Below are 16,261 nucleotides of genomic sequence, written 5' to 3' on the forward strand. Positions count from 1 at the left end.
TCCTCTTGTTATTAGTACTGCCGGGCCTTGGCCAGCTGTTCATTGAGTTTTTTCGCCGCCGCGTTGGTGCGTTCGCTGGTGGAGACCTGCGCCACACCCACCCGCCACCACGACAGGTAGCCGTGGATCATGGTCTTGGGCAGCACCTTGATATCGATCAGCGTCGACACCGTTTGCGTGCGCGCATCGGCCAGCGCCGCTTCGAGCTGTTCGACGCTGCTGACCTTGTAAGTCTTGCAACCGTAGGCCGCCGCACTCATGGCGAAATCCACCGGCACCAGGCCGCCGTCGAGCTTGCCGCTCTCGGGGTTGCGGTAGCGGAACTCGGTGCCGAAGCTGTCCATGCCGTTGCCGATCTGCAGGTTGTTGATGCAACCGAAAGCCATGTTGTCCAGCAGCACCACGTTGATCTTGCGGCGCTCCTGGATCGAGGTGGCCAGCTCCGAGTGCAGCATCATGTAGGAGCCATCACCGACCAGCGCATAGACCTCGCGCGTCGGCTCGGCGAGTTTCACGCCGAGGGCGGCGTTGATCTCGTAGCCCATGCACGAATAACCGTACTCGACGTGGTAAGTGTTGACGCCCTTGCTGCGCCAGCTGCGCTGCAGGTCGCCGGGCAGGCTGCCGGCGGCGGCGACGATGATCGCGTCGTCGGCCAGCGCCTGGTTGAGCACGCCGAGGACCCGGCTTTGGGTCAGGCACGAACCGGTCAGCTCGATAAATTCGCGCAGCACGCCGCGGTCGAGGTGGTCGTCGACCTCGGGGACGAAGTCGTCACCGGCGTATTCCAACTGATGCACCCGGTCGACTTCAGCATCCAGTTGCGCCCTGGCATCGCGCACCTGCTCGCCCCAACCGGCGCGATAATCGCCCAGCGCTGCGGCCAATGCCTCAAGGGCGACTCGTGCATCCGCCAGCACTTGCACGCCATCGAGTTTCAACGCATCGCCGGGGCTGATGTTGAGGTTGAGGAACCGCACCTCGGCGTGCTTGAACAACGACTTCGACGACGTGGTGAAATCGGTGTAGCGCGTGCCGATCCCGATGATCAGGTCGGCCTCGGCGGCCAACAGGTTCGCGGCCAGGCAGCCGGTTTCGCCGATCCCGCCGACGTTCAGCGGATGGCTGGACAGCACCGCACTCTTGCCCGCCTGGGTTTCGGCGAAGGGCATCGCGAAGCGTTCGGCAAATGCCTGCAGGGCCGCATTCGCCCCGGAGTACTTGACCCCGCCGCCGCAGATGATCAACGGCTTGCGCTTGCCCTCGAAGGCCGCCACGGCATCGCCGATCATCGCCTCGGTGGGCGGGCGCCGGTCGAGGCGATGGACACGTTTTTGCAGGAAGTAATCCGGGTAATCCCAGGCCTCGGCTTGCACGTCCTGCGGCAGCGCCAGGGTGACGGCACCGGTTTCGGCCGGGTCGGTGAGCACGCGCATGGCATGGATCGCCGCGCTCATCAATTGCTCGGGGCGGTTGATGCGGTCCCAGTATTTGCTCACCGAGCGGAAGGCGTCGTTGGTGCTGATGCTCAGGTCATGGAACTGCTCGATCTGTTGCAGCACCGGGTCGGGCTGGCGGCTGGCGTAGACATCGCCAGGCAATAGCAGCAACGGAATGCGGTTAGCCGTGGCAGTCGCGGCAGCGGTCAGCATATTCGCCGCCCCAGGGCCGACCGACGCGGTACACGCGTAGATCTTGCGGCGCAGGTGCTGTTTGGCAAACCCGATGGCGGCGTGGGCCATGCCTTGCTCGTTGCGGCCCTGATGCACCACCAGGTCGCCGCTGTCCTGCTCCAGCGCCTGGCCCAGGCCGAGCACGTTGCCGTGGCCGAAAATGGTGAACACCCCGGCCACGAACTTGCTCTGCACACCATCGACTTCGATGTATTGGTTATCCAGAAATTTCACCAGGGCCTGGGCCATGGTCAAACGAGTGGTGGTCATGTCGCGCCCCTTAAAGGTCCAGCAGCCAGCTGTGCTGCGGGTCGTTATGAAAATGCCAGGCGCGCTTGGGGCCGGCCATTACGTTGAGGTAGTAGGACTCGTAGCCATACGGCACGCTCACCGGGTGGTACCCCTTGGGCACCACCACCAGGTCGCTGTTTTCCACGGCCATGGCCTCATCGATGCTGCGATCGTCGGTGTACACCCGCTGGAACACGAAGCCCTGGGGCGGGTTGACCTGGTGGTAATAGGTCTCTTCGAGAAAGCTCTGGTGCGGCAGGTCGTCGGTGTCGTGCTTGTGCGGCGGGTAGCTCGACGAATGCCCGGACGGCGTGCGGACTTCCACCACCAGCAGGGAGTGGGCGGGCTCGCTGTCGGGCAGGATGTCGCACACGTAACGGGTGTTGGCGCCTTTGCCGCGCACGCTGCGCTTGCACTGTTCGGGGCGGATCAAGCGCGGCGCGAAACCCGTCGCGCCAGGCGCGGCGCAGACCGCGAGCTGCACGTCGCTCAATGCCGTCACCTGGGCGTCGGTGCCCGGCGGCAGGTAAGCGGCAAAGGGCGATTTGTCTTCAAACACCGACTGACGATCGCCGAGGTTCTGCCAGTTGAACCCCTCGCCTTCGATCGTCACCCGGCCGCTGAGCAGCACCAGGCACAGCTCCTGATCGCCGGCGGTGACTGGCAGGGTTTCGCCCAGGCTCAGGCGGTAGGCGGCAAAGCCGACATAGTCCAGGCGGCCCGCTTCGAGGGCGACCATGGTTTGCCCGCGCTTATTGCTCTTGACCAGCAAGCTCATTGCCCCGTCCTCTCGTTCAGCAGCGCACGCAAGGTGTCATAACCTTTTTTCGCATAGATATAGCTCGGCGCGACAGCCGGGTCCTGCTCGGCTTCGACCACCAGCCAGCCTCGGTAATGCGCGGCCAGCAGCACGTCGAGCAACGCGGCAAAGTCGATATCGCCGTCACCCGGCACCGTGAAGGTGCCGTTGACGATGCAGTCGGGGAAGCTCCACATCTGGTTGCGCGCCAGTTGCACCACCGCTTTGCGCACGTCCTTGAAATGCACATGGCACACGCGGTCGATGTGCTTGCGCAGTACGTCGAGGGGTTCGCCGCCACCCATGTAGCAATGGCCCGAATCGAACAGCAGGCCGACTTCGGGGCCGGTGCGGCGCATCAGTTGATCAATGTCCTCCGGCGATTCGACATAGGCGCCCATATGGTGGTGGTAGGCCAGGCGCACGCCCTGGGACAGAGTAAAGCGCGCCAGCTCGGTGAGCTTGTCGGCGTAGTCCTGCCAGGCCTGCTCACTGTGGAAACGCGGGCGTTCGATCAGGCGGATGCGGGAGCCCTGGATCGAATCGGCCACTTCGCCGTAGACCAACACCGTGGCGCCATTGTGTTTGAGCAACTCGACGTGAGCGGCGATGGCTTCGATTTCCTCCGCCACCGACCGCTGGGCCAGACGGCTGGAGTACCAACCGGAGACCAGCGCCAGGTCGTAGGGGCGCAACACATCGGCGACGCCCTTGGCGTCCTTGGGGAATTTGCCGTTGAGTTCAAAACCCTCGTAGCCGATCTGCTTGCCTTCGCTCAACGCCGTGCTCAGGGGCGTTTCGCCGCCCAGGGCCGGCAGGTCGTCGTTGCTCCAGGAGATCGGGTTGATGCCAATTCGGATTGCGGGCATGGCTGCACCTTTATTATTTTCAGGTATCACTGAGATCTGCATTATGTGGGAGGGAGCTTGCTCCCGATGGCGGTGGTGCAGTTACAGAAGTGTTGCCTGACACACTGCCTTCGGGAGCAAGCTCCCTCCCACATTGGATTACATTTCAAATTAAGAACTGCGTTCAGCCTCTGGCACTGCACCAGGCACTGATCAATTGCTCGAAAGTGGCCCGGACTTGGCGGATCAGGGTCTCGTCATCAATCTCCCCCGCCATCCACGCGCGACTCGGCTCCTGGAAAATCGTGCGTCCCACGGCAAAACCACGGCAGGTGCGACTCTGGCTGGCTTGGCGGAAGCCCTCGGCCAGGTGTTCGGCCGAGGCATTCAGGCCCAGCAGCACCACACCGCGGCAGTACGGGTCGCGTTCCTCGATCAGTTCGTCGAGTTTTGTCCAGTCCTCGGCCGACTGTGCCTCGATTTTCCACCACGCCGGGTAGATACCCAGGTTGTACAGGCGCTTGAGGCTGCGGTAGAGCACATCGGGATAGGTCGAGGGGTGATCCTTGGGCGGGATGACTTCCAGCAACAGTTCATGCCCGCTGACCAGCGAAGCCTCGTACACCGCCTTGAGTTGCGCTTCCTGTTCCAGGCGCAGCAGCGGTTCGTCATCGGGGTGGTATTGCACCAGGCACTTGATGATTTGTTCCTGGGGCCAGGCGATCAGGTTACTGCCGATCGAGCGGCCGTGCTCGAACGCCAGGGGCCGCGAGTTCTGCACCTCCACCGGACGCGCGATCCACCAGCCGCGACCGCTGGCGGCGTTGAGTGCGTCCTGGCCGAAGCGCTGGTCGGCGAGCAAACCGACATCGGCCTCGATGCCCTGCCCGCGCAGCGTCTTCTCCACGCGTTCGACGGCCTGGATAAACAGCTGCTTGATCGTGCTGATGCGGCTCGGGTCCCGGCCGCCGCGTTGCGCCAGGTCGACCAATTGCCAGCGGTGGTCGAAGGCGAACACGAACAGTTGCTTCCAGGCCTTGCGTGGCACCGTGACCCGATGCAGGCGCTGCAGGGTCACGTCTTGATCGGGACGGGTGATCGGCACCGGGCTGTTGAACAGGTAATCCAGTTCGGCCGGCGTCGGCATGGCCGGTGCGCAGGCGTGGCGCGACACCACCAGGCCGCCGCAGGCATTGGCCAACTGGCTGCATCGCGCGTCGCTGGCATCGTTCAGCCAGCCGCTGAGAAAGCCCGCCATGAACGCATCGCCGGCGCCCAGCACGTTAAGCACTTCAACGCGCACGCCGGGGTAGATCGCACCCTCTTCTAAACGGGCCGGGATCGCGCCGTGGATCACCGTGCAGCCCTGCGGGCCGAGCTTGACCACCAGGGTCGCCGGGGTCAGTTCACGGACGGTGCGCAGGGCGCTGAGCAAATCCTCACTGCCGCCGGCGATCAGGAACTCTTCTTCAGTACCGACGATCAGGTCGAAGCGCGGCAGGATGCTCTGCACGTGCTGGCTGACGCTCTGGTCGGCGACAAACCGGGTTTCGCCATCGGCCTTGCCCGCCAGGCCCCACAGCACCGGGCGGTAGTCGATGTCGAGCACGCGCTGGACATTGTGTTTGGCCGCGTAATCCAGGGCCTGGACGCTGGCCTTGTACACAGCGTCGGTGGAGAAATGCGTGCCGGTGATCAGCAGGGCCTTGCTCGAGGCGATAAAGGCTTCGCTGATGTCTTCGGCGCGCAGGGCCATGTCGGCGCAGTTTTCGCGGTAGAACACCAGGGGGAAAGTTTCGCGGTCCTTGAGGCCCAGCAGCACCAGCGCGGTAAGGCGTTGCGGGTCGACCTTGATGCCGCTGACATCGCAGCCTTCACGGGCCAGGGATTCCGTCAGGAACCGGCCCATATGGTCGTCCCCTACCCGGCTCAACATCGCCGACTTGAGGCCCAGGCGCGCGGTGCCGAAGGCAATGTTGGCGGAAGAACCGCCGAGGTACTTGGCAAAGCTGGACACATCCTCAAGCCGCGCACCGACTTGCTGCGCATAGAGGTCGACGCCCAGGCGCCCGAGGCAAATCAGATCCAATTGACGCCCACTGGCAAAACGAGTCTGGCCCATGCTGGCTCCTGTTATTTTTATCAGCCTGCGTTGTGCCGCCGTGGCGACGGCACACGCTCTTGGTGGGAGCAGACTAGAACGTTCAGCGAGCCCAATCAATATTTATTCCATAATTATTTTTGGTAGAATATTTTTTCCAATACGTCAGCATAGGGGCACGCCAGCGACAGTGCATCGTTTCAGCCGTCCATTCGCTGGCGCATGCTGGGGTATTTTTTTGCGCCTACCCTGTAGACTTGCGCCCACTATCAGCGCACCAGATGAACCCGCCAGAAGGATTGCCCATGTCCCGCACCGATCAGCCGGCCACGCCCGAGACCGCTTCCCACGACACTCTCGCCAGCCCTGCGATCAATGCCGAACGCCTGTTGCAGCTGATCACCGACGAATACGAAAGCCTGCCACGCCAGCTCAAGCGCATCGCCAGCTACATGAGCCAGCAGAGCGACCGGATCATGGTCGACCGCATCAGCGACATCGCCCGCGAATGCGAAGTGCATCCGTCGGCCATCGTGCGGTTCTCCCAGCGTTTCGGCTTCAGCGGGTTCAGTGAGATGCAGGCGCTGTTTCGCGAGGCGTACACCCACAAGACCACGCCGGTGCAGAACTATCAGCAGCGCATCCGCAGCATGATCGCCAACAAGTCGCAGAAGGCCAGCGGCGGCGACCTGGCGCGCGAGTGTGTCAATGCCACGCTTTCGGGCATCGAGCGCCTGGGCCTGGAACTGGATGACGCGGCGTTCGAAAAAGCCGTCGACCTGGTGGTCAACGCCGACAACATCTACGTGGTTGGCGTGCGCCGTTCGTTTGCGGTGGCCGATTACCTGGTCTACAACCTGCAGCACACCAACAAGCGCATCCACCTGATCTCAGGCCTGGGCGGCAGCTACCGCGAGCAGATGCGCAGCGTGCGCGCCAATGACCTGGTGATCGCCATCAGCTTCACGCCCTACGGCAAAGAAACCCAGCACTGCCTGCGTATCGCCCAGCACCACCAGGCCAAGACCCTGATCATTACCGACAGCAACCTGTCGCCCCTGGCCAAGCGCGCGAACGCAGTGCTGTTGGTCAATGAAGGCTCGTCGTTTGCCTTCCGTTCCTTGAGCGCCACGTTGTGCCTGTGCCAGGCGCTGTTCATTGCGGTGGCGTATCGCCTGGAGTTGAAGGTGGATGAGATTCATGAGCAGGTGGGCTTCGACGACTGACTCGCCAGGGATCTGCAGGCGCGGGCTTGTTCGCGCAGAGCGTTAACGATGACGCCCGAGCGCCGCGTCCCCGGGCGCAGGCCGGTCATTGCACAAGGGGACTGACGACTTGGGCTTGATCAAGCCTCAAACCTACTCGGAAATATCAAAATTCACCCTCACCGCAAACGGCGTCTCCTCGTTCCTCTGCACCATGCAATCCACACTGCCCACTGTACGCCCGGTCTCAGGCAAGGCAGTAAATTCAAGGCTGCCACTGATGGAATGGGCAAAACCGAAAGAGTTGATTCGGCCAAATTGAACTTGCACTTCCTTGCTGGTGGCCAGGTCAAACGCCATACCCTTCGCCTCTTCTCTCACCACAATCAGCACCAGATTCTGAACCCGTGAAAGATCGTCATATTGGCGACCGATTACCTGCCAGTAAGTAAACGTGCTTACAACCTTCCTGAGACTCACTTCCGTCGCGTCGAACTCAGGCGCCGGCATCGGCCCGCCGGGTACTGACCCGCGCATATAGCCGGTGCCGGTGATCTGCGGTGTGCACATTCGCGAACTCAAGCCGATCAGGTTAATCACGCCCTGCGTGATTTCAACGTCCTTGCTGCCATGCTTGGCCGAAAAACTGAACGTGCCGACCAGCCGGTCCTGTGAGTCAAGGGACAGACTGAGACTCCCTGTGAACGCTACGTAGGGTGCACTGCCGAGGTTTTCGTGCGCCCAATAAGTGCCCGTGGCCTGACTTCCAAGGGAATACGTTCGCTCCTCGCCATCGTCCAGGACGTCCGAAACAACAAAATCGAAGCCGAGCCGCTCGTTGATATCGGGGCCGATTTTTTCGGTCGCACTGATGTACAACTTGTTATCCAGGAAATACATCATCATCTGATCGGCGTCCCCTTGAAAGGAATGCTCGGGAGGACTGACCTGAGGGTTATTGATCTTGGCGGTAAAACTTCCTGTTGTCTGGTTCATGGCTACGCCCCTTGAACATGATTGGTCGACTCACGCTATTTGCTTCGAGCGAGGGCGTAAACTGTCAAATCTCACAGGTTTAAAAACCACGGTTTTAATAACGATAAATAACCGACCTGCGGGGGCTGGCGCGCCAGGCGGTGTTTATGAAAACTGTGTCAGTTTTGCCAACATGAAGTTTTATTTAGGAAGCGTTCAGCCATTTCTTGGCAAAATGCCCACACTTCTAGTGTGAATCGCTCACCAGGTAATCCTATGACCCGCATTTTGACCATTGAGGATGACGCCGTAACGGCCCGCGAGATCGTCGCCGAGCTGAGTAGCCATGGACTGGATGTTGATTGGGTGGACAACGGCCGCGAAGGCCTGGTCCGCGCTGTGAGTGGTGATTACGATCTGATCACCCTCGACCGTATGTTGCCGGAACTCGATGGCCTGGCCATCGTCACCACCCTGCGCACCATCGGCGTGTCGACGCCGATCCTGATGATCAGCGCGCTCTCCGATGTCGACGAGCGGGTGCGCGGCCTGCGCGCCGGTGGGGATGACTACCTGACCAAGCCGTTCGCCTCCGATGAAATGGCCGCCCGCGTCGAAGTGCTGCTGCGGCGCAAAAGCACGGTCAAGGAATTCGAAACCGCGCTGCGCGTGGCCGACCTCGAGCTGAACCTGATCAGCCGTGAAGCCAGCCGCGCCGAGCAGCCGCTGAGCCTGCTGCCCACCGAATACAAACTGCTGGAATTCCTGATGCGCAACACCGGGCAGATCCTGTCGCGGATGATGATCTTCGAGGAAGTCTGGGGTTATCACTTCGACCCCGGGACCAACCTGATCGATGTCCACATCGGTCGCCTGCGCAAGAAGATCGATCCACCGGGCCTCACGCCGCTGATCCGCACGGTACGAGGTTCCGGGTATGTCATTGCTGAACCCCTCTAAGGGCTGGCGTTCCTCCAGCAGCCGCTTGCTGGCGCTGTACAGTTCGCTGTTCGTGGCTTGGAGCTGCATCCTCATGGGGGTGCTGTATTACGAGGTGTCCGGTTACCTCAGCGACCTCTCGCGCCATTCGCTGATGCAGCGCCAGCACCTGTTCCAGCGGTTCGACGGCGAAGAACTGTTGGAAGCCCTGACCACCAGCATGACCTTCGACATGAAGGGCGTGGACGCCTATGGCCTATTCGATGAGCAATTTCGCCCATTGAACGGACCGATCCAGGCGATACCCCCCGACTTGCCCCTGGACGGCAAGATCCACGCCCTGGCCAATTGCGTCGACTCCGACGACCCGAAACTGCCCAAAGACAGCTGCGACGCCGTGGTCACCCACACCGCCGATGGCCGCTGGCTGGTGCTGGTGCGCGCCAACGGTTCGCTGTTCGGCGTAACCCGGATCATCTGGCACGCGCTGCTGTGGGCGGTGTCGCTGACCATCATCCCCGGCGCCGCCGGCTGGCATTTGCTGCGCCGCCGCCCATTGCGACGGATTCGCGGGATCCAGGCCAGCGCCGAGGCCATCGTCGCCGGCGACCTCACCCATCGCCTGCCGCTGTCGAACCGGCGTGACGAACTGGACATGCTCGCCGCCATCGTCAACGCCATGCTCGACCGCATCGAGAAGCTGATGAACGAGGTCAAAGGCGTGTGCGACAACATCGCCCACGACCTGCGCACCCCGCTCACCCGCTTGCGCGCGCAGCTCTATCGCATCAAGCAACAAGCCGAACACGACTCGGCCCACGCGGTGCAGCTGGACGACGCCATCGCGGAAACCGACACGCTGATGGCGCGCTTTCGCGGGTTGTTGCGGATCTCGGAACTGGAAGACCACCAACGCCGCTCGGGCTTTCTGGTGATGGACCCACTGCCGCTGCTGCGCGAACTGCACGACTTCTACCTGCCCCTGGCCGAGGAAGGCGAACTGCAACTGGTGCTCGACACCCCGCCATCCCTGCCCTGGATCACCGGCGACCGGGCCTTGCTGTTCGAGGCCCTGGCCAACCTGCTGAGCAACTCGATCAAGTTCACCCCCGCGGGCGGCGAAGTGATTTTGCGCGCGGTCAACGATGCGGGCAGCACGCGTATCGAAGTCCACGACTCCGGCCCCGGCATCCCAACAGCGGAACGCAAGGCGGTGTTCCAGCGGTTCTATCGCGTGGATGAAAGCGACCAGCAAGGTGGGTTTGGGCTGGGCTTGTCGATTGTCGCGGCGATCATCAATCTGCACGGTTTCAAGCTGGACGTCGGCACCAGCCAACGCGGCGGTGCGCGGTTGGTGCTGGAGTGTCGCCAGCAACTGATGCCCAAATAAACCAGACACGACACCGATCGAAACGGTGGGAGGGGGCTTGCTCCCTCCCACATTGGGTGTCGGTTGCCCGATCGATCAGGTCAAGCCGGGAAGTTGGCGCGCAGCGCCTCAAGCCCACCGCGGTACACGCCGGCAAACAAAGCCTCCACCGCCTCGTCGGTGGTGCCCGGCACCGGGGTGAACACGCCCGACCACGTCACCTTCGCCGACGACTCCGTCAGGGCTTCGACCCGCAACGTCGCCAGGTAGGCACTCACCGGAAACGGCGACTCCTCGATGCTGTAGCTGTAAGTGCGGGCCACGTTATCAAAGGTCTGCAAGCGCTCCACCACCACGCCGCCATCGGCGGTCTTCAGGTGACGCAGGCGCCCGCCGTCGCCCGGCTTGCTCTCGACGATCAATGGCAGCCAGTCCGGCAGCGCGTCAAAACCGCCGACCAATTGCCACACCTGATCGGCCGAAACCGGAACTTCAATGACAGAAGAAGCTGTAGGCACAATCAATACTCCAGACAATAAACAATTCAGATCGCCAGATCTGTCGCACCGACAGTTGCTGGCGACCGGGGTTGAACAATGTACGCCAGCCGATTCGTCACTTCACCCCCTATTCGTGGCGCGATGGATGCTCGAGATTGACGCCATGCCGTACCGGACCACTGAAATCATCTGCGTGCCTGGACGGCCCGCAGGGCGCAAAAACACCGATGCTAACGCACAGCCACTCGTTCTGTACCTGTTAGAAATGACAGTTGTAACGCCCCCATCTCCAGCGTTTACTGGTACGCAACGGCGCCTGTCCATACGGCACCGACAGGTAAACACTCCAGGGAGGGACTCATCATGCCGCGTTATTTCAAAACCTCGATCACTGCGCTGACACTGCTCGGCGCCTCGCTGCTGTACGGCTATGGTGTAACCGCCAGTGCCGCCACATACGTCGACTCGGGCAGTGCGGCCGGGGCGCAATGTTCAACCAGTAGCGTCAACGATAGCGCACAAGCCGTGGGCAATTGTTCATCCGCTACGGTCAGCGCCAACAGCAATCCTTGGTACGCCGCATCGCTGAGCGGCCCTCAACAGGTCTTGCCGCCGCTGGTGAACGGGCAACCGTGCAGCGTCGAGGCAATCGCTAACAGTGGCTGGATGCTGGGAAGTTGCGCCAACGCCGCCAATCTCAGTTTTGCCGTATTCTGGAATGCAGCGACGCCCAGTGGCCTGCCGACGGCGACGGCCCCCTTGCCTGGCACCTTGCTGTTTCCCCTGCTGCGACCCGCCGATGTCCAGACCGTGCCCACCGCCCTGAACCTGCTAGGCGCGGCCCTGGCTCAAAGCATCAGCGCCACGTTACAGGCAACCGTGGTGCTGTATACCCCGGGCAATGCCACGCCCCAACGCGTTTCCAACTATGGCGACAACTGTGCCGGGATCGACGTGAACAACACCTTGATCAACGGCTATCCCAGTGTCGTCATGAACTGTCCGGGGGCCAATGCCACGCCCAAACCCACCGTCGCCACCTGGAACGGCAGCAGCTACGTGTTGACCGCGCTGGCCAGCCCCTCCGGCGCCAGCTATTGCTGGGCGGTGGGCATGAACGATCAGCGTCAGGTGGTCGGTACCTGCGTGTTCAGCGGCGCTACCGGCGATGTGCCGCAAACGGCATTCTGGGGAACACCCAGCAGCGCGCCCCTGCTGCTGACCATGCCCCTCAATGCGCAGAATTACGCGGTGTCGATCAACAACCCCGGGCATATACTCGCGTATGGCAGGGACCCGTCGGGTTTCGAGAAAGCACTCTTTTGGCCAGACCCCACCAACTCGTTCAGCGTGCAGTCGATCCAGCCGCTGCCTGGCAGCGCCCAGACCAACGCGGTGGGTTTGGCGGATAACGACACCGTCGCCTTGAACAGTTTCGATGCCAACCAATACCCCAGCGGCGCCTACTGGGACGGCGTCAACGGCACCGTGGAGATCAACCCTCTTTTGGACGGACGGATGAGCCGGCTGGAGGGCATTACCCGCTCCGGGGCGATCGTGTATGGCACAGCAACCGATTCCACGCTCAACTACAGGGCCGTAGGCGCAACCTTGCCATGACGAGGAAAAGCGGTTTTTCTTGCAGTCTTAGGTGCGGCTCAATCCAACCGCCCCCATGCGGCGGCAGCTCATCACTGCAGGGTCTCCCGCAACCGATACCACAGCATGCCCAACGCCAACAACGGCGAGCGCAACAGTTTGCCGCCCGGAAAGGTCATGTGCGGCACCTGGCTGAACACCTCCAGGCCCTGGCTGTGCCCGGCATGGATGGCTTCAGCCAGCAGCCGCGCACACCAATGGCTCACGTTCAGCCCATGGCCGGAATAGCCCTGGGCATACAACACGTTCGGGTACTGTTTTAGCCGCCCGACCTGGGGAAAGCGGTTGGCGGTGATGCCGATCTTGCCGCCCCACTGGAACTCGATCGCGGTATTGGCCAGTTGCGGGAATACCGTGAGCATCTTCGGTTGCATATACGCGGCAATGTCCTGCGGATCACGCCCCGAATAATGGCAGGCGCCGCCGAACAACAGGCGTCGGTCGGCGGTCAGTCGGTAGTAGTCCAAGCCGACTTTCTGGTCGCACAGCGCCAGGTTCTGCGGGATCAATTGCTCGGCCAGCCCTTCCGTTAACGGTTCGGTGGCGATGATGTAGCTGCCGGCAGGCAGTACCTTGCCGCTCAAGCGCGGCTCCAACGCCTCCAAGTGTGCATTGCAGGCCAGCACCAGGTTGCTGGCACGCACCGTGCCGCCGGCGCAGCGTACCTGCACGGTGTCGCCGTGGAGCAGTTCCAACGCTGAGGTGTGCTCGAAAATCCGCACCCCCAGGGACTCGGCGACCCGCGCCTCGCCCAACACCAGATTCAATGGGTGCAGGTGCCCGGACCCCATGTCCACCAGGCCGCCGGCATAGACCTGCGAGCCGACGACCTGGTGCATATCCTGCGGACCCACCACACGGACCTCATGGTTGTAGCCCTGCGCCAATAGGCGCTCCTGCTCGCCCTTGAACGCGGCGAACTGCGCCGCGGTATTGGCCAGTTCGCAAAAGCCCCAGCGCAGGTCGCAGTCGATACCCTGCGTGCGAACGCGTTCGCCCACCAACGTGACCGAATCAATCCCGGCCCGCTCCAGATAACGCACGCCCTCCTCGCCCACATACTTGGCAAAGCCCGACACGTCGTGGCCGATGCCGCGAATCAATTGCCCGCCGTTGCGCCCGCTGGCGCCCCAACCGATGCGCCGCGCCTCCAGCAGGATCACCGACAGCCCGCGCTGGGCCAGTTCGATGGCGGTATTGACCCCGGTGAACCCACCGCCGATCACACACACATCCGCGCTCAAGTCGGCGGCCAAGGCCGGACGCTCGGGCATGGCATTGGCCGAGGCCCGGTAATAGGACCGGGCGTGGTCGTTCGATTGGATCATTTGTCGGTCTTCACTTTGCTCCAGGCGCGGGTCATCAGGCGCATGGTCGCCGGGGTCGGCGTGGTGGAAATATAGAGTTTGTCGAGCACGGCCTGGGACGGGTACACCTCAGGGTTGTTCACCAGTTCCGGATCCATGAAGGCCTTGGCGGCCGGGTTGGCGTTGGCATAGCCGACCGAGGCGCTGACTTTGGCGATGACTTCAGGGTCGAGCAGGTAGTTGATAAACGCGTGGGCTGCTTTCGGGTTGCTCGCATCGGCGGGGATCGCCAGCAGGTCGAACCACAGGTTGGAGCCTTCCTTGGGAATCGAATAGGCAATGTTCACCCCGTTCTTGGCTTCCTTGGCGCGGTTGGCGGCCTGGAACACGTCGCCGGAATAACCGAACGCCACGCAGATATCGCCGTTGGCCAAATCCGAGATGTACTTGGAGGAATGGAAGTAGGTGATGTAAGGCCGCAACGTCAACAGCTTGGCTTGCGCCTGTTTGTAGTCTTCAGGGTTCTCGCTGCGCGGGTCCTTGCCCATGTAGTTGAGGATCGCCGGGAACAACTCATCCGCCGAGTCGAGGAAGGCCACGCCGCACTGGTTGAGCTTCTTGAGGTTCTCCGGCTCGAACAGCACCGCCCACGAATCGATATGGTCGATGCCGAGCACCTGCTTGACCTTGTCGACGTTGTAGCCGATGCCGTTGGTGCCCCACAGGTACGGCACCGAGTGCGCGTTGCCCGGGTCGTTTTTCTCCAGCAGCTTGAGCAGCTTGGGGTCGAGGTTCTTGAAATTGGGCAACTGCGCGCGGTCGAGCTTGAGGAACGCGCCGGCCTTGACCTGGCGCGCCAGGAAGTGGTTGGACGGCACCACCACGTCATACCCGGTGCGCCCCGCCAGCAGCTTGCCCTCCAGGGTTTCGTTGGAGTCGAATACGTCGTAGATCACCTTGATCCCCGTCTTGGCCTGGAAGTCGGCCAAGGTGGTTTCGCCGATGTAGTCGGTCCAGTTGTAGACACTGACCGTCGGCTCCGCCTGCGCGGCGCTGCTGAATGCTGCCACCAGAGCCAGCGGGAGAAGTTTTTTCATCAGACGCATATCGACACCCCTTTATGATTGTTTAGACGCTCAACAGCAGGAACTCACGCTCCCAGGAACTGATCACCCGCTTGAAATTCTCATGCTCGGCGCGTTTGACCGCGACGTAGCCGCGCACGAATTTGTCGCCCAGGTATTGCTTGACCGTCGCGCACTCCTCCATACGCACCAGCGCATCCTCGAGCGTGATCGGCAGGCGCAGGTTGCGCCGCTCATAGGCGCGGCCTTCCACCGGCGCGCTCGGCTCGATCTTTTCGATCATGCCCAGGTAGCCACACAACAGGCTGGCGGCGATCGCCAGGTACGGGTTGGCATCCGCGCCGGGCAGGCGGTTTTCCACGCGCATGGCGTCGGGGTTCGATGTCGGCACGCGCAGGCCGACAGTGCGGTTTTCTTCGCCCCATTCCACGTTGACCGGCGCCGAGGTGTCCGGCAGGAAGCGGCGGAACGAATTCACGTTGGGCGCAAACATCGGCAGCAGCTTGGGGATGTACTTCTGCAGGCCGCCGATGTGGTGCAGGAACAGCGTGCTCATCTGGCCGTCGGCGTCGACGAACACCGGCTTGCCCGTGGCGATGTCGACCACGCTCTGGTGCAGGTGCATCGCGCTGCCCGGCTCGTCGGCCACCGGCTTGGCCATGAAGGTCGCGGCCACATTGTGCTTGAGCGCGGCTTCGCGCAGGGTGCGTTTGAACACGGTGATCTGGTCGGCAAGATCCAGGGCGTCACCGTGGCGGAAGTTGATTTCCATCTGCGCCGGGCCGTCTTCGTGGATCAGTGTGTCGAGGTCCAGGCCCTGGGCTTCGCACCAGTCGTAGACGTCTTCGAACAGTGGGTCGAACTCGTTGGCGGCGTCGATGGAGAACGACTGGCGACCGGTTTCGGCCCGCCCGGAGCGGCCGACCGGGGTTTTCAGCGGCAGGTCCGGGTCATCGCAGCGCTGGGTCAGGTAGAACTCCATTTCCGGCGCGACAATCGGCTGCCAGCCCTGCTCGGCGTAGAGCTGCAACACCTTTTTCAGCACGTTGCGCGGCGACAGCTCGATGGGGTTACCCTGCTTGTCGAAGGTGTCGTGGATCACGATGGCGGTCGGTTCAATCGCCCATGGCACCACGTAGGTGGCGTGGGCCACCGGGCGGCAGACCATGTCGATGTCGGCCGGGTCGAGCAGGTCGTAGTAGACATCGTCGTCGACAAAGTCCCCGGTTACCGTTTGCAGCAACACACTTTCCGGCAGGCGCATGCCTCGCTCATGCAGGAACTTGTTGGTGGGCGCAATCTTGCCGCGTGCGATGCCAGTCAAATCACTGATCACGCATTCGACCTCGGTAATCTTGTGTTCTTTCAGCCAGGCGGACAGCTGATCGAAGGGGGCGTTCATAAGGACCTCGTCATGGGTGGGAGACTGCACCGGCTTGTACTTCCGGCGCATTGAGGTCTATCTTGGGCTCGCCGCGCCACGGCATCTATCCACTTTGCTCCGAACACA

General features: G+C 62.2%; 13 protein-coding genes. 4 read left to right on the forward strand and 9 right to left on the reverse strand.

What is annotated here, in order from left to right:
* Positions 1-11: 11 nt before the first annotated feature.
* From iolD to LQ249_RS17585, 4 genes are all read right to left on the reverse strand, one after another.
* A complete protein-coding gene (gene iolD / locus LQ249_RS17570) occupies positions 12-1,943 on the reverse strand; it encodes a 3D-(3,5/4)-trihydroxycyclohexane-1,2-dione acylhydrolase (decyclizing) (protein WP_232565723.1) in 1,932 nt (643 codons plus the stop codon).
* A gap of 10 nt (positions 1,944-1,953) precedes the next feature.
* On the reverse strand, positions 1,954-2,742 hold the full coding sequence (iolB, locus tag LQ249_RS17575; RefSeq protein WP_057004690.1) for a 5-deoxy-glucuronate isomerase: 789 nt from the start codon (positions 2,740-2,742) through the stop codon (positions 1,954-1,956).
* Entirely contained in the window at positions 2,739-3,632 is an 894-nt protein-coding gene (gene iolE, locus LQ249_RS17580; protein ID WP_046489005.1) for a myo-inosose-2 dehydratase, read from the reverse strand. Before iolE ends, iolB begins: the two co-directional genes overlap by 4 nt.
* Before the next feature lie 163 nt (positions 3,633-3,795).
* Positions 3,796-5,733 carry a bifunctional 5-dehydro-2-deoxygluconokinase/5-dehydro-2-deoxyphosphogluconate aldolase gene (locus LQ249_RS17585; protein WP_232565724.1) on the reverse strand — a complete coding sequence of 646 codons (1,938 nt, stop codon included), beginning with the start codon at positions 5,731-5,733 and terminating at the stop codon, positions 3,796-3,798.
* A 284-nt stretch (positions 5,734-6,017) separates the two neighbouring features.
* Between LQ249_RS17585 and LQ249_RS17590 the strand changes: the two genes are divergently transcribed.
* Positions 6,018-6,938, forward strand: a complete 921-nt coding sequence (locus tag LQ249_RS17590; protein WP_108526532.1) for a MurR/RpiR family transcriptional regulator — start codon at positions 6,018-6,020, stop codon at positions 6,936-6,938.
* Between the two features lie 132 nt (positions 6,939-7,070).
* Here the strand turns inward: LQ249_RS17590 and LQ249_RS17595 are convergent, their stop codons facing one another.
* A complete protein-coding gene (locus LQ249_RS17595; protein ID WP_057004692.1) occupies positions 7,071-7,913 on the reverse strand; it encodes a hypothetical protein in 843 nt (280 codons plus the stop codon).
* 255 nt (positions 7,914-8,168) lie between these two features.
* Between LQ249_RS17595 and LQ249_RS17600 the strand changes: the two genes are divergently transcribed.
* Both LQ249_RS17600 and LQ249_RS17605 read left to right on the forward strand, forming a co-directional pair.
* Complete coding sequence (locus LQ249_RS17600) at positions 8,169-8,852, forward strand: response regulator transcription factor (protein ID WP_003219726.1); 684 nt, start codon at positions 8,169-8,171, stop codon at positions 8,850-8,852.
* On the forward strand, positions 8,830-10,221 hold the full coding sequence (locus LQ249_RS17605; RefSeq protein WP_079444054.1) for a sensor histidine kinase: 1,392 nt from the start codon (positions 8,830-8,832) through the stop codon (positions 10,219-10,221). Before LQ249_RS17600 ends, LQ249_RS17605 begins: the two co-directional genes overlap by 23 nt.
* Positions 10,222-10,301: 80 nt before the next feature.
* On the opposite strand, the gene LQ249_RS17610 is transcribed toward LQ249_RS17605, so the two are convergent.
* Positions 10,302-10,718, reverse strand: coding sequence for an SRPBCC family protein (locus LQ249_RS17610; protein WP_057004694.1), 417 nt, complete (start codon positions 10,716-10,718; stop codon positions 10,302-10,304).
* A gap of 345 nt (positions 10,719-11,063) precedes the next feature.
* On the opposite strand from LQ249_RS17610, the gene LQ249_RS17615 reads away from it, so the two are divergent.
* A complete protein-coding gene (locus tag LQ249_RS17615; RefSeq protein ID WP_232565725.1) occupies positions 11,064-12,320 on the forward strand; it encodes a hypothetical protein in 1,257 nt (418 codons plus the stop codon).
* Between the two features lie 71 nt (positions 12,321-12,391).
* On the opposite strand, the gene LQ249_RS17620 is transcribed toward LQ249_RS17615, so the two are convergent.
* Genes LQ249_RS17620 through LQ249_RS17630 form a run of 3 tightly spaced genes read right to left on the reverse strand, consistent with a single transcriptional unit; the run spans position 12,392 to position 16,153 of the window.
* A complete protein-coding gene (locus LQ249_RS17620) occupies positions 12,392-13,687 on the reverse strand; it encodes an NAD(P)/FAD-dependent oxidoreductase (protein WP_232565726.1) in 1,296 nt (431 codons plus the stop codon).
* Entirely contained in the window at positions 13,684-14,772 is a 1,089-nt protein-coding gene (locus LQ249_RS17625; protein ID WP_046383710.1) for a polyamine ABC transporter substrate-binding protein, read from the reverse strand. The genes LQ249_RS17620 and LQ249_RS17625 overlap by 4 nt, the downstream gene beginning before the upstream one ends.
* A 22-nt stretch (positions 14,773-14,794) precedes the next feature.
* Positions 14,795-16,153 (reverse strand): glutamine synthetase family protein, encoded by a 1,359-nt coding sequence (locus LQ249_RS17630; protein WP_046383711.1) that lies wholly within the window; start codon positions 16,151-16,153, stop codon positions 14,795-14,797.
* Positions 16,154-16,261: the final 108 nt, after the last annotated feature.

This window comes from Pseudomonas sp. 7-41 (assembly GCF_021233075.1).
Lineage (GTDB): Bacteria > Pseudomonadota > Gammaproteobacteria > Pseudomonadales > Pseudomonadaceae > Aquipseudomonas > Aquipseudomonas veronii.

What these genes read in the sequence shown, in the direction of transcription:
- iolD (WP_232565723.1), bottom strand. Translation starts at nt 1,943, where the DNA reads ATGACCACCACTCGTTTGACCATGGCCCAGGCCCTGGTGAAATTTCTG.
- iolB (WP_057004690.1), bottom strand. Translation starts at nt 2,742, where the DNA reads ATGAGCTTGCTGGTCAAGAGCAATAAGCGCGGGCAAACCATGGTCGCC.
- iolE (WP_046489005.1), bottom strand. Translation starts at nt 3,632, where the DNA reads ATGCCCGCAATCCGAATTGGCATCAACCCGATCTCCTGGAGCAACGAC.
- LQ249_RS17585 (WP_232565724.1), bottom strand. Translation starts at nt 5,733, where the DNA reads ATGGGCCAGACTCGTTTTGCCAGTGGGCGTCAATTGGATCTGATTTGC.
- LQ249_RS17590 (WP_108526532.1), top strand. Translation starts at nt 6,018, where the DNA reads ATGTCCCGCACCGATCAGCCGGCCACGCCCGAGACCGCTTCCCACGAC.
- LQ249_RS17595 (WP_057004692.1), bottom strand. Translation starts at nt 7,913, where the DNA reads ATGAACCAGACAACAGGAAGTTTTACCGCCAAGATCAATAACCCTCAG.
- LQ249_RS17600 (WP_003219726.1), top strand. Translation starts at nt 8,169, where the DNA reads ATGACCCGCATTTTGACCATTGAGGATGACGCCGTAACGGCCCGCGAG.
- LQ249_RS17605 (WP_079444054.1), top strand. Translation starts at nt 8,830, where the DNA reads ATGTCATTGCTGAACCCCTCTAAGGGCTGGCGTTCCTCCAGCAGCCGC.
- LQ249_RS17615 (WP_232565725.1), top strand. Translation starts at nt 11,064, where the DNA reads ATGCCGCGTTATTTCAAAACCTCGATCACTGCGCTGACACTGCTCGGC.
- LQ249_RS17620 (WP_232565726.1), bottom strand. Translation starts at nt 13,687, where the DNA reads ATGATCCAATCGAACGACCACGCCCGGTCCTATTACCGGGCCTCGGCC.
- LQ249_RS17625 (WP_046383710.1), bottom strand. Translation starts at nt 14,772, where the DNA reads ATGCGTCTGATGAAAAAACTTCTCCCGCTGGCTCTGGTGGCAGCATTC.
- LQ249_RS17630 (WP_046383711.1), bottom strand. Translation starts at nt 16,153, where the DNA reads ATGAACGCCCCCTTCGATCAGCTGTCCGCCTGGCTGAAAGAACACAAG.